This window comes from Moorena sp. SIO3E8, from assembly GCF_010692445.1.
Classification (GTDB): Bacteria; Cyanobacteriota; Cyanobacteriia; order Cyanobacteriales; family Coleofasciculaceae; genus Moorena; species Moorena bouillonii.
Window position 1 is genome coordinate 39830 of the sequence record NZ_JAAHHM010000006.1, and the last position, 13133, is coordinate 52962.

Below are 13133 nucleotides of genomic sequence, written 5' to 3' on the forward strand. Positions count from 1 at the left end.
GGCTGGTTTAGAAGTCACTATTGCAATAGTTATTGGTTAAAGGTTGACTAAATCAATGGTCAACCTTTATTTATTTAGGGAGTCGGGAGTCGGGAGTCGGGAGTCGGGAGTCGGGAGTCGGGAGTCGGGAATAGAAATATAGCAATCCTATCTGATTCGTGAAAGAAATGGGCTGCGTTAATGCAAAAGCCAGGAGGCAGATGGCAGAAGGCAAGGGATAAGCAGGGAGTTTTGAATAAGTCCAGGGATTTAGAAATGATTTAGGATTGCTATAGGTCAATCTAAATTTGTGCCAGGTGATTGAACTATGAATGAAAATACTGATCAAAGTCGAAGCTTTACAGTTGGCGATGTAGGAGGGGACTTTAAACCAATCGGCTCAGCAATGATGTCAGATAACGTTCAGATTAGCGGTACAGTTGCCGAGTCCATAAACCAGTTACCTGCCTCCCCTGATCCTACAAAACCAGGTATCAAAGAATTATTGTCTCAACTAATTGAGGCAATCTCTACCTCGTCAGATCTAAATAATGAGGACAAAGCTGAAGCTTTGGAGCAGGTAAAAATTATAGCTGAAGTTGGAAATAATCCTAATGATGAAGCTATGAAAAAGAAGGCAAAGACAGCAATAAAAATATTGAAAGGAACGGTTTCTGGCTTACCTAATGTTGCTAAACTAGCAGAGTCATGTAGTAAATTGTTGCCTTTAATTACCAATTTATTGGGGCTGTAACTATTTTTTTTTTATTAGGCTGTCACCCTAATTTTAAAAATAATCCACTCTTTAGGCTTAGTTTTCTGAAGGTAAAGCAAATGGCAAACAATCTGCATATTAACTTACTGAGACGAGGTTTCAACGTCTGGAATCTATGGAGGAAGCTAAATCCTCTAAGTCTTCCTAACCTGAAGGGGGCGAATCTTACAGGATTAAACCTCTTTAAAGTAGATCTTAGTGGAGCAGATCTCAGTGAAGTAGACTTTAGCAAAACCTCACTCTACAAAGCAAACTTAAGGGGTGCCAACCTCTATAAAGCAAATCTTAGTACTGCAATTCTTCAGGAAGCAGACTTTAGTGACGCAAGTCTTATCGAAGCTAACCTGAAAGATAAGAAATTCCCTCAAACAAATCTCAGCGGAGCAAATCTTACTAGGGCAAACCTTAATGGAGTAAAATTCTATGCACATACAAACCTTAATCAGACCAACTTTAGTCTGTCGAATTTCAGTCGAGTAGATTTTAGCGGACTAAATTTAAGGGGTAGTAACTTTACTGGAGCAAATTTGTATAAGGCAAATCTTAGTGCAACAAACCTTAATGGAACAAACTTCAGTGGCGCCAATCTTAGTGGAGCTAACCTTGAATATGCAAATTTACGAGAAGCCCAGATTCAAGAAGCAACCATTGATGAGAAATGGTATTTAGTTTGGGACATCGTTAATAATGGTGTAGAAGGGCGAGAGCTTCAAGGACTTGACCTAAGTATGGCTGACCTTGAACAAACAAATCTTTGTGAAGCTGATTTGAGTAGCGTCGATTTCACAAGAACAAAGCTTAATGGAGCTAATCTTGCTAAGTCTATTCTAGTCAAAGCTAATTTCTGTGAGGCAGATCTTAGGGGAGCAGATCTTAGGGGAGCAGATCTTAGGGGAGCGAACCTCAACTATACAAAATTACACCGCACCCAAATTCAGGAAGCAATTATTGATGAAAAATGGTATTTGGTTTGGGAGATTGTGAATAATGGTGCGGAAGAACGAGATCTTAGGGAAGCCGATCTTAGCCAAGCCGACCTGAGCGAAGCAAACTTCAAAAACGGAAATCTTAGCAGAGTTGACTTTAGTAGCTCTATTTTTAACAGAGCCGATTTGAGTTGGAGCGATCTTAGTAGAGCAAATTTCAGGAAAGCAAATCTTGCAGAAGCAAATTTTAACTGGGCAGACTTGAACAATGCAGATCTTAGCGAAGTGCAAGGATTTGACTCAATAACCTGTAGCGGTGCTAATTTTAATGGCGCAAGCTTCCGTCAAACAATAATTTCCAGTCACTCGCTTAGTGTGTTTCGAAAAAAAGCAGCCAGTTTCTATGAAGCAGATCTCAGTGAAGCAAATATCGAGATGGTGGTTTGTCCGACAGGTCCAATCCGAAATAGAAAAGAGTTTTTTCAAAGTCTACTCCCTTGGAAAAATCAAGAATCGCTTAATGAATCACTCAAAAAAAAATCGTTATTATCATCTGATCAAAGTTTGATACCTGGAATATTGCTGTATACGGATGAAGATGAAAAATTATCCCTTTATGTAAGAAAACACTTTGATGCTCTAGACAAACTAACGGGAGATTGGTGTACTATCTATCTTTTGGAGAATCCCTCCCCTAAGTGGAGACAAGCAAATCACAATTGGAGGAGAATGATTGAATCTGGTTTGGATCTAAGCTGGTTTATAAGTAAACCCTACGATAAGTCTGAAGCCTATGATATTGCTAGACAGTTGAACGTGGAGTTAAGCCATCTTCCATGTCTTGTTCTTATTTCTCCTGACAACTTATCTGAAAGACTAGTATTTGAAATCCAAGAAGTATCAGCCAGGTACTTGCGGAAATTATTCTCAACTATTGAAAAATTAGTCAAAAAATCTAAAGTTAAACTATCAAATCAAAACAAAGTACGATCTCAAGTTTTCGAGCCTATAAAAATTAATTTTACTGAAATAGTAGGGTTTTTAGAAAAACATGCCACTAAGGATGAACAAAATTCTGGTGTAAAGTATTTTTTTAACAGTAATAATCTTTCGGTTTCCGTTGAACCAGTTAATATCGAAAATGTAAACTACACGGATAAAAGTCGAAGTTCGACAATAGGAAATGTCGGGGGAAATTTTAATCCAATAGCTTCATCATTGATAGGAGATGGTTTGAGTGTGAGTGGTACAGTTGCTGAATCTATCGATTTTGACCAAGACATGCATGAAGGGGTGGAGCTTCAAAACCTACAAGACGAAAAAACTCTAAGCCAAACCTCTAAATCTGATCAATCCAAATCTATAGTTAAGGTTGTAGTAATCATTGTTATTGTCTTTGCTTTCCTGGCAGGAGTAGCAGCATACATCTTCTTTCAATTAGGCTTATATAGGAATCCCGTGCCTCGCCCATCTCAAGAGCAAAGTGCGATGTAGGGATTATGGCGTTAGTGCCAGATTCAGAATGAAAAACTTTCTATTGTTACTAAAAGCTACCAATCCGGTGGCTTTTATTTTGAGAGCGCAGAAGCTCCCCATAGGATTGCCTGTGGTAATATCAAGTCAGGTTGAATACCCATAATTAGAGGGAAAGTGGTAAGTGTGGGGAGATGGGGAGATGGGGAGATGGGGAGATAGGGATATTTTTATTAAGGGTAATTATCTCGACATGATATAAGATAAAAAAGGAGAATATTTTAAGTATGAGATGCCCCTTGATTAGTTGACTCTATGCTGTTGATTTATTCTCTGAAAGCCTCAAGAGTAGCGTTATTTTTTGCAGGCAGTTTTACCTGAAAACGGGAGAGACTCTGATCGTTACCAAAAAAATAGAAAAGGATGAGCAAGCAATGAGTAATAGTGACTTGTATGATCAGGATTTCGTTCTGTGGACTGAGACAACTTGCCAGCAACTCAAAACAAAAAACTTTGATGAGTTGGATATAGACAATTTAATTGAGGAGATAGCATCCTTGGGACGATCCGATAGACGAGAGCTTCAGAGCCGACTTAAAGTTTTGATGGAACATTTGCTAAAAAGGCAGTACGTGGATTCAGAGCCTGATTATCGAGGCTGGGAAAATACTATCGATGAACAAAGAGAACAGATTAATCTTCTGTTGTCTGAATCTCCTAGCCTCAAGCCTTATCTTGAATCGGTCTTTTCCGATTGCTACAGATATCCACTGAAAAAGGTGAGCAGGAATTATCCATCTGTTAGTTTCCCCCAGAATTGTCCTTTCAATTCTGATATTTTAGATCAAGATTGACCTATGCTAAGCTGGTCTTCATGTAAATTATATTGTTATGACAGGAAGGGATAGGGTTTTACGGTGCTTCTTTGTACTGACTTTGCTGTCATTAAGCTTGGGCTATTTGAAAATAACTCCAATCGGAATCTGATGCGATTGGCCGTTGGCCACGCTACGCGAACGCAATAACACCATGATAGCAATCAATCGCCTCCTTAACTCACATTCCACACCCATCTATAGCAAAAAAAATAGCCGTAGAAATACTATCCACGGCTATTTCAGTAAACACTATGTCATGTCTCTCACTTTCCGAATCAATCCGGATCTGATCCTATTTCATTGGGCAAAGGTCACAGTACGCGAACAGACCGGAGCCTTTGCCTGGGGGAAAACCCCCCCAGAAATTTAACGTATTAACGCCAAGTCGAATACTTGGTTGCAAAACTAATTACTTGCCCTGGAATCCCCGTTGGCTGCAAAGGGCTCCAGTCGGAAACCGACCCATACCCGAGTGCAGAAAGGGAGTAAATAGTCTTGGTGACTCCTTCAGGAGAGCCTTTAATGTACTTAATACGTTGTTTCTTTTGGTTAGATTCATCAGAATTATTGTTTTGATTCGGGATAAAGTTTTGAGACATGGTTAAAAACCTGAATTATGTTTACAATGATTATTGTAATGATTATTGTTTTGGTTGTCAAGGGTTTTTATAATTTTTTTTTGGGGAGGTAATTTAAGAATGAATTTCAGGATTTAGCCGTCAGCCGTCAGCTGACAGCTGTCAGGTTATTTTATTGAAAAGCTGTTCCCGTCCCATGATTAGATATCTTTGGCTGATAACTGATAGTTACTAGCTGTTCGCGTAGCGTTCGCGTAGCGCATATGCTGATATAGCACTCCGTGTAGTAATTGAGATAATTTTGATGCCATATTCCCTATTCCCTGTTCCCTGTTCCCTGTTCCCTTTTTTATAGCTGATAGCTGACAGCTGACAGCTGACAACTTCCCCATCAATTAGCACTGATAACCTGTAAAGCCGTAAACTTCAAATCACCGAAAGTCTGGGAAACAATCTGCTCATTACCCCGAAATTCTTGTTTTTCATAACGACCATTGTTTAATATCAGCACAGTTACTAACTGCTCTTGGGGGTCAATAATCCAATATTCAGGAATAGCCCTTTCTTGGTATTGTTGTACCTTCTCTACATAATCACGTCGGTAGTTTTCATCCCTTTGGTTTTTGTAGGGGCTAACTACCTCAGCCACAAACTGTGGGGGAAGCATATCAAGGGTGATAGTTAAGCGTTTTTCGGTTTGGATAAGATGTTCTTCTCTAATTACTACTAAATCTGGATAGCGGTTTTGAGGATTTCCTGGAACTTGTAATTCACAACTGTGCGTTTTAATTAAGCGGGGTTTAATTAGTTGTGCTAATTGGAGCATTAGGCAAGTTGCTATCCAACTATTTGGTTCACTCTCAGGAGGCAATTCTACTAACTCCCCATCAAACAGCTCATAACGGTTATCTGTGCCATCATCATATTCCAGATATTCCTCAAAAGTGAGTTTGGAGGTGGTTTTAACCATGGTGATTTTAGGGAACAGGGAACAGGGAACAGGGAACAGGGAATCGGGAACAGGGAACAGTAGGAAATAGGCGTTGCTGAATTAAGAAATGAATGCGCGATCATTTGGTTTTATTAAAGCCCCCTAAATACCCCATAATTGGGGGTCTAGGGCGTGTCTTATTACCTCGGAGATCCCCCTAAATCCCCCTTAAAAAAGGGGGACTTTGAGTATGGATCCCCCCTTTTTCAAGGGGGGCTGGGGGGGATCATAATCTTGCGTAAAACGTTTAAAACACGCCCTAGGGGAGCAAAACCATACGCATAATCAGCAACACCGCTTTTTTTATTTTAATCCCAATTAAATGACATTCCTAAATAATCTTCCAACTTCTGATTATGAGGTCGAAAGAAGTCACTTAAGGTTTGTTTCAATTCCTGAATAATGGGAGTGTAAGACCTACCATTGCATTTGGGGTATTGAAAAAACTTCTGATCAGATAATCCCAAGAATTCAATGATGGTACTCATGACAGTATTAGTATTGCTATAGAAGTCTTCACTCTTCACTATTAAAAATTGTTCTCTTGGAAAAATCTCCATCCATCGTTTCAACTTATAGACGTAAAGACTTCCTAACAAATTATTTGGGTGTCGATACCCAATCTGTAATAGCTCTGATTCTGTCAAGGTTTCCAGTCGTTGTTTTTCTAGAGCTAGGGAATCTTCTAGACTGCGCTTTTCTCGGCCATGATAAAAATTGTGATAGTAACAAGAGATAGCGCGATCAACAGGATTTCTCAATAAAATAATCAGCTTAACCTTGGGAAAACACTGAAACATCCGTTGGGCAGATTCAGTGCAGTCAAAATAATTAGGGCTTGCTTCCCCAGCTAAGAAATTAGGATAGTCGGTAATAGATGGAAAATGGGCGAGATACCAATCAATCCCTTGATTATAATATTTACTGAAAAAATTTAACTCTTTTTTATGAGGGGAGATAATTTGTGGATAACGACTCAGATACATATATAATGAAGATGTACCACATCTGGCCGCTCCAATAATAACGAAGTCTGGACCATGCTCTTTTTTAGGTTTCCAGTGAACCTCGGCAAGTTTGGGATTGGATGCAACTGCTGTCTTGTAAGAGCTAGTTTGGTAACAGCTAATCGCCTCCTCAAGTTGGCCTTGCTGGGTTAGCACATCCCCTAAATTCCCCCAAGCCAGAGGAAAATCTGGTTGCCGTTCGATGCACTGTCGATAAAAGGTGATAAGTTGCTCTAACTGCTCTGATTCAATCCAGGTGTACTGTAGGTCTACATAAGCTCGCTTAAAACACGGGTCAAGTTCAATCGCTTTTTGATAAGACTCTATGGCTTCTTTGAATCGACTTTGCCCTCTGAGCAGTTGACCCAACTGATGATAATCTTTAGCGCTAGAGTTGGGATTACTATCGACCACTTGTCGATAATAGTTCATGGCTTGGTGATTTCGGGGATTATTCTCGACCGCCTGTTGATAAAGTGCGATCGCATCTTCCATCTTTCCCTGAGATTTGAGTATCTCCCCCAGACGATAGTAAACTTGGAGTAAATTGGGCTTTAACTGAAGCGCTTGTCGATAACAGGTGATGGCTTGGTCTGGTTTTCCAAGAGACCACAACCTGTTGCCCAACTTAACATGCTCCTCTGGTTTAGCCCAATTTGGCTCTAGGGTTAGGGCTTGATACCAACACTCCGTAGCCTCGTCCTGTTGACCTGTCTTAGCGAAAACCCGAGCTAAGTTACGGTAAGCTCCAGCAAATTTGGGGTCAATTGCGATCGCTTTTTCGTAACATGCGATCGCTTCGGGCCACTGTTGCTGTTGAGCATACAGACTCCCCCGATTAGCATGGTCTTTAGCCAACTTTACTTGAATTTTCACCACCTTGAGCTGGCCCTGGGTTTGATCAACAGAGTCGTGGTCATGACCCGAAGAGTGTTTGATATCCCTTGACATCGTTACCGTTAAGACGCTATTTTTTGAACAATCACTATGCGAGCCTGATGCAGAATCTCAAACTGACCCTTAACTGAATCTAGAAACCTATTAATCCCAATTTTAGGCGCTTCTTGTGGTTTAGCCGGATTGCTCCATCCATAGTTATTAACGATCATCAGCCCCCCAACCTTGAGCAGCTTCCAACAAAGTAAAGCATTTTGCTCAGCAATGGTAGCTTTTTGACGCCTGTCGCGAATGTTAGCTAAATCATAGCAATTGCTATCAAGGGAATTATGCAACTGCTCAGGTTTTCCCTCTAACCTAGTCACTTTTTCCGCTGCTCCAGTTTTAGCGATATTGGCAGCAAACTCTTCCTGAAAGTATGGCGAAACACAGGTTAATCGAGCTGAGGGGTTAGTCAGGATTTTATCAAGTAACCAGCAAGCAGAATTACCTTGAAAACTCCCAATTTCCAGACACTGAGCATCAGCCACACCAGCTAGGGGCTGCAAGTGTTTTTCCCAGACCGGAATTTTAAAGGTAAACTTATCCTCGGTGAATCGATAATCCTTCTGAGCACACTGATGCCAACCCCGCAATTGAGCAGCTTTTTGATAACAGGTGTAGGCTTCGGTCAACTCACCTTTTTTTACCAAAGCATCCCCGAGTTTAACATAAGTCCAGGGATAGTCACCCACTGTCGCAATTACCGCACGGCATGAGACAATCGCTTCATCCCACTTCTGCTGTTTAATCAACAGTTGGATTAATTCTCGATAAGCTCCGGGAAAATTTGGATCAACCTCAATCGAGCGGCGAAACGCTGCAATCGCTGTGTCCACCATTCCTTGTTTGAGCCAAATCCCAGCAATTTTATAGTGCCCCTTAGCTTGATTTGGGTCAAGGTCGAGTAACTGACGATAACATGCGATCGCATTCTCCCACTTTCCCTGGGTTATCAAACACTCTCCTAACTCATAGTAAGCTGGCCATAAGCTGGAGTCACGCTCAATCGCATTTTGGAAACAAGCAATGGCTCGATCCAGTTTACCCTGAGCCAGGAACGCTTTCCCTAGTTTATAATGTCCCTGAGCATTGGCTGATTTGGGTTTCAGGCTCAGAGTCTGATACCAACACTCAATTTCCTCGTCTTTTTTCCCCAGCTGAGAATAGATTTCTGCCAGACTCCAGTAAGCCTCAGCAAAATCTGGCTGGAGGCGTATAGCATGATAGTAGGATGCGATCGCTTGCTGCCACTGTTGTTGACTGGTGTATAAACTACCGAATTTAGCATAGACTTGCACTAAATTCGGTTTCTCATCGAACACTCTAGAGTGCCAGAAAATTGCGTCGTCGAAGCGACCCATCCCTTGCAATATATTGCCTAAAACTCGGCAAGTCGAAGTAAAATCAGCTCGATTTGGGGATGGACTTTCCAACGCTTGCTCACAAGCGGTAATTGCTTCAGTTAAGTAAGTGTACATGAGAGGGAACAGGGAACGGGGAACAGGGAAAAGGGAACAGGGAGCAGGGAGCAGGGAGCAGGGAGCAGCGCTACTTGATTAACTCTTGCCTGTTACCTTTCCTTAATTACAGTATGTTCACAACTCAAATCAAGCATTAAGCGGTCAGCGGTCAGCAGTCAGCGGTCAGCAGTCAGCCGTCAGCGCTTGGTCTTTGGCACCTCAACTATCGTGGCACAGGCTTCTAGCAGTATCGTGTCGCAGGCTTGGACGCTGGGATGTAAAGCATAACCTGATTGCTGATTGCTGATTGCTGATTGCTGATTGCTGATTACTGATTACTGATTACTGATTACTGATTACTGATTACTGATAGCTGATAGCTGATTACTGATTACTGATTACTGATTGCTGATTGCTGATTGCTGATCTACTAGAGTATCTCAAAACCATCGTCAGTTTGATTAATTTCAACATCCAAACCTGAACTCAATTGAGCAATGGTTTGCCCATCAACTTTTAGCTCACCAGTGATCGAATCGTAAGTCACGTTAGTCTGGTCACTAACCCCTGGAATCACGATCCGATCTTCTCCAGACTGAAACTCAGTAATAATATCCGGTGCATCGTCAAAGAACTCGAAGGTAAATGTATCATTTCCAGGACCTCCGATCGCCACATCACTTCCTGGTCCTATGATCAGGTTATCATTTCCTTCTCCACCCAGCACCACATCATCGCCTTGATCGCCAGTGATTTGGTCATCTCCTGCTCCACCCAGGGCCACATCATCCCCGTCACCACCACTAACGTCATCGGTTTGATCACCAGTCTGAATAACATCTAGACCATCGCTCCCATCAACATTAACTGGCTTATCGTCTGGTCCTAAAATCACGAAGCCATCTTCATTAGTTGGGATAACTTCAACATCTGGGTCAGCAACAATAGAAGACATTTACTATAACTCCTTCTTTATTTATCCTAGTTGATATGTAATATCAACTATAATTTATTAATTTTTTTTTTGCCACAATCTTAGTTTTTTTGATTCTCAAATAGTTTTATTTAAATGGCATTATTTGCCTCATTATTGGTTATAACCCCTTGATATTAGCTGATTTAGACCAGTAATTTTAATTACTGATTGAAGGGAATCTAGGTTAACTAATATATTTTCTGTTAGTGAGCTAGTATACATTAGTTTGCGAATAGGATAACATTCAAAATTTTCTCCTTTTACATAATAATGTTTCAGTCCCAATTGTTGGCTAATAAGCCAGTAATCTGTTCTCACATAATTGGGTGACACTAGTTCTATAATTTGAGTTCCAGGGCGACAAAATACCGTATTGGTCAAACCAGCGCCATGGGGAGCAACAATTACTTTGACAGAAGTAAATAAAGCAACTTGTTCCCTCACAGACAGGCTTTCTAGAGCAATCGTAATAAAACCAAATTGGGATAGCAGTTCCTTGACCTCAGTTTCGTTGAGAACTTGTCGATGTCTCGCTTGAGCTCTAGTGATGTATATACGCTCTGGGTATCTTAATTCCAGAGTTTGGGGTAGAAACGTCTGTCTGAGGAAGTTGATAGTACCCTTCGGTACCCAATCAAAATGTCCGGGAAAGGAGGGTAAGACTAACTCCCGGGCTTGAATATGGGGGTAGCGATCGCTTGAGATAATTTTGTTAGCAGCAATGCCTAAGCAATTGAGGGTTTCTTGTTGAAAGGGTTGCTGTGGCGTGTTGATCAAAAACCAATCAATCTTAGCAAAATCTATCCCACTGCGGCGCAGGATTTCAATTCTAGGCAGGACATCAAACATCCAGTGGTAGTAGCCATGTCCCGACAATCCCGATAGAACCGCTACTGTGCCATCTATGTACTCTAACGGCGGCATCTGATCCAGACTAAAGATTAGATGGTTTCTGGGGTCGTAATTCTCACATCCAGGTAAATACCATGGGTAATTTCGAGAGACGTCAGATAGCAAATAATCATCTGGGGTAATGATGGCGATGCCATGACAAATCTTCCAGTAACTGCTTTGGGGAGCAATCCAAGCCCGTCCTTCTGGGATAGTCGCCACAAAGACAGTAGGGGAATCCACAGACAGTGTTTCTGGTGGGTTACACTGATAGACCCTATTGCCCAGATGAATGGACTCAAACTGGTTACACAGTCGTCTCATACATCGATTACAGGTAACACCGCCACATTGAGGCTGGGACTGAGACTGGGACTGAGGCTGGGACTGAGACTGGGACTCGCTGGGTTCAACAGATATAGGAGCCAGGGCAGAAGCTGGCGGCGCTACCATGGACATGGTGTTGAGATGCTTTGGCAAACCATTGCCCTGTAAACCATGGTTCACAGAAACTTCAATGTCCCTCGATCCCGTATATTGCCAATCCTTCTCGATGGTTGACCAAGGTACCTCTATGTAGTAGCAGCCATGGCACTCTGTGTTGATATACCAGTCTCTAGTCGCTTTATAAATTCCCTTGATCCGGTGAGGAGGTTGGGAGCTAAGAGGCTTAGCACTATAGTTATTTTTCGGCACGTTATCTATCGGCACGTTATCTATCGGCACGTTATCTATCGGCAAGACTCCGAGACTACCAAGCTTACTGCTGACCTTGCCCTCTTCTAAGTGTTGATGCCAGAGGGCTTCGTAGTATTCAAGGGCTTGCTGGAACCGCTTTTGTTTGCTCAAGACTTGCCCTAACCGTAGATAAATCTGAGGATGAGCTGGTTGCAAGGCTAAACCCATGTGATAAGTCATTACTGCTGCATCCAGTCGCTGCTGCTCGGCTAAACAATCCCCTAAGCGTATATACAACTCAACCTGGTCTGGCTGAATCTGTAACGCTTTCTGGTAATACTTTTCCGCCTGCTTTGATGCACCATACTCAAGCAAGGTATCCCCTAAATACAAATAAGTCTGCGACAGATAGAGGCAGACTTGGAAAGTATCCTCTTTGTTCCGTAGTGCCTCAAGAAATCCAGAACAATAGATTTGCGATCGCTCGAATATGTCCTGGCCTGGTAAAGCTTTAGCACGTTGGCAATAAGCCTCCACAAACGCTGGTTGCAATGCGATCGCTTTTCGTAAATAGTCAAAGGCTAGGGCTAGTTTCCCCTGAGCCATCAAGGCGCTGGCGCATTCACTGTAAGTCAATATCTGTTCTGGATCCAGCCTAAGCAGCTGTTCAAAATACTGCACTGCTATCGGATAGTTCCCCTTCTGTTGCCATAACCGACCCAGATTTAAGTAAGCTGATTCTAGCTCTGGGTTTAACTCAATCGCACTACTGTATGCCACCAGAGCCTGACCTGCCTGACCTTGTGCTTGCAGCACCTTACCCAGGTTATTATACAGAGTCCCCCACTTAGGATTATGGTCGATACCTTGTTGGTCGATACCTTGTTGATAGACCGCCTTTGCTGCCTCGAATTGTTTTAGATCGTAGAGAACACAGCCCAAATTATTGTAAGCGCTGAGGTAATCTGGCTGATTGGTAATGGCTTGGCGATAACTGTTGCTGGCTTCCTCTAACTGACCCCGTTGACCATACAACACTCCTAGGTGATAGTGGGCTTTGGCATCCTTGGGGTTAAGAGCGATCGCTTGCTGATAGCTTTCTTTGGCACCATCCCACTTCCACAGCTTGTGCCTGGTGATTCCTAGATTGTAATGGTACTCAGCCTGACCGGGCTGTAGCCAAACAGCCTGTTGATAATGCCATTCTGCTGTTGAGAAATCCTTGAGTTGACTATATAACTCACCAAGGCAGGCATGAGTTTGAGCTCGTTCCGGTTGGAGTTGCACCGCTTTACTATAGGCATAAATTGCTTGCCTGGGCTTTCCCTGAGCAGCTAGAGCAAAGCCTAGTAAGACATTGAATTCCCCAGAATCAGGCTGCCGTTTCAGGGCTTGCCGACAAGAAGCAACGGCTTGACCCCATTGCTTCTTGGCTAAATAAGCCTTGACTTGTTGGTAACTTGATTCAACCTTGATCATTAGGCAGCTCTGGGGTTAGAACTAGCTTGGGCAGATGAATAGTTGAACTATCCCCCGCGTTCAGCCAGCATCGCCGTTTTCAACCGTTATAGTTTTGATAATT

The 13133-nt window shown here is 42.3% G+C and carries 12 protein-coding genes; 4 read left to right on the forward strand and 8 right to left on the reverse strand.

The features are described 5' to 3' along the window. Positions 1-70: 70 nt before the first annotated feature. The gene (locus tag F6K46_RS04300) at positions 71-280 is read right to left on the reverse strand and encodes a hypothetical protein (protein WP_293116799.1); all 210 of its coding nucleotides are present in this window, start codon (positions 278-280) and stop codon (positions 71-73) included. A 27-nt stretch (positions 281-307) separates the two neighbouring features. Here F6K46_RS04300 and F6K46_RS04305 point away from each other — a divergent pair, with 27 nt between their 5' ends. The 4 genes from F6K46_RS04305 to F6K46_RS04320 all read left to right on the forward strand — a co-directional run bounded on the left by F6K46_RS04305 (position 308) and on the right by F6K46_RS04320 (position 4401). Then, a complete protein-coding gene (locus F6K46_RS04305; protein ID WP_293057175.1) occupies positions 308-733 on the forward strand; it encodes a hypothetical protein in 426 nt (141 codons plus the stop codon). A gap of 80 nt (positions 734-813) precedes the next feature. Then, positions 814-3174, forward strand: coding sequence for a pentapeptide repeat-containing protein (locus F6K46_RS04310; RefSeq protein ID WP_293057178.1), 2361 nt, complete (start codon positions 814-816; stop codon positions 3172-3174). A gap of 413 nt (positions 3175-3587) precedes the next feature. Continuing rightward, entirely contained in the window at positions 3588-4007 is a 420-nt protein-coding gene (locus F6K46_RS04315; protein ID WP_293057181.1) for a DUF29 domain-containing protein, read from the forward strand. Positions 4008-4152: 145 nt separating this feature from the next. Next, the gene (locus F6K46_RS04320; protein ID WP_293057185.1) at positions 4153-4401 is read left to right on the forward strand and encodes a hypothetical protein; all 249 of its coding nucleotides are present in this window, start codon (positions 4153-4155) and stop codon (positions 4399-4401) included. 4 nt (positions 4402-4405) lie between these two features. On the opposite strand, the gene F6K46_RS04325 is transcribed toward F6K46_RS04320, so the two are convergent. The 7 genes from F6K46_RS04325 to F6K46_RS04355 all read right to left on the reverse strand — a co-directional run bounded on the left by F6K46_RS04325 (position 4406) and on the right by F6K46_RS04355 (position 13030). Then, positions 4406-4630 carry a hypothetical protein gene (locus F6K46_RS04325; RefSeq protein WP_293025473.1) on the reverse strand — a complete coding sequence of 75 codons (225 nt, stop codon included), beginning with the start codon at positions 4628-4630 and terminating at the stop codon, positions 4406-4408. Positions 4631-4809: 179 nt separating this feature from the next. After that, complete coding sequence (locus F6K46_RS04330) at positions 4810-5001, reverse strand: hypothetical protein (RefSeq protein ID WP_293057188.1); 192 nt, start codon at positions 4999-5001, stop codon at positions 4810-4812. Continuing rightward, positions 5001-5579, reverse strand: a complete 579-nt coding sequence (locus tag F6K46_RS04335; protein WP_293057192.1) for a Uma2 family endonuclease — start codon at positions 5577-5579, stop codon at positions 5001-5003. The genes F6K46_RS04330 and F6K46_RS04335 overlap by 1 nt, the downstream gene beginning before the upstream one ends. Positions 5580-5908: 329 nt before the next feature. Beyond that, positions 5909-7558, reverse strand: a complete 1650-nt coding sequence (locus tag F6K46_RS04340) for a tetratricopeptide repeat protein (RefSeq protein WP_293057195.1) — start codon at positions 7556-7558, stop codon at positions 5909-5911. Positions 7559-7566: 8 nt separating this feature from the next. Further along, on the reverse strand, positions 7567-9024 hold the full coding sequence (locus tag F6K46_RS04345; protein WP_293057198.1) for a tetratricopeptide repeat protein: 1458 nt from the start codon (positions 9022-9024) through the stop codon (positions 7567-7569). Between the two features lie 412 nt (positions 9025-9436). Beyond that, positions 9437-9961 (reverse strand): calcium-binding protein, encoded by a 525-nt coding sequence (locus tag F6K46_RS04350; protein WP_075904876.1) that lies wholly within the window; start codon positions 9959-9961, stop codon positions 9437-9439. Positions 9962-10093: 132 nt separating this feature from the next. Then, positions 10094-13030: a tetratricopeptide repeat protein gene (locus F6K46_RS04355; protein ID WP_293057203.1), complete on the reverse strand. Its 2937-nt coding sequence runs from the start codon at positions 13028-13030 to the stop codon at positions 10094-10096. Positions 13031-13133: the final 103 nt, after the last annotated feature.